General features: G+C 51.6%; 1 protein-coding gene. It reads left to right on the top strand.

The features are described from left to right. Positions 1–503: nitrilase-related carbon-nitrogen hydrolase (locus tag R7E78_RS29360; RefSeq protein WP_318059051.1), on the top strand; the 503-nt coding region annotated here is incomplete at its 5' end. Between the last annotated feature and the right edge of the window lie 53 nt (positions 504–556).

The raw sequence follows: 556 nt of genomic DNA, 5'->3' as shown, positions 1-556 counted from the left end.
CGCCACACGAACAAAAAGACTGGGTAATTGATGGCGGCGATAATGTACAAGTGTTCGAAACCGATGCTGGTAACGTCGGCATTCTGATTTGTTACGACAGCGAGTTCCCTGAGCTGGGTCGTATGCTCGCCGAACAAGGCGCGCAAATTATCTTTGTGCCATTCTGGACCGATACCAAAAACGGCTATCAACGTGTGCGGATCTGTTCTCAATCTCGCGCGATCGAAAACGAGTGTTATGTAGCGATTGGCGGCAGTGTCGGCAACTTACCGCGCGTGGATAACGTGGACATTCAATATGCTCAATCAGCGGTGTTCTCACCTTCAGACATTTATTTCCCCCACGACGCCACATTGACGGAAGCCAGTGCGAATACGGAAATGATCATCTTTGCCGATGTTGACTTAACCAAGCTGAAACAGGTCAACACCGAAGGCTCGGTAACGAACTTGCGCCATCGACGCCTCGATTTGTACGGTGAGTTCACAACACCACAAGAGTAGCCTGAGACCCAAGCCATCGTAATGGCCGCCCGCCGGTGCGAATCGAACGGCGA

Source organism: Vibrio sp. YT-19(2023) (genome assembly GCF_033337395.1).
This window is presented reverse-complemented; position numbering and strand designations above follow the sequence as displayed.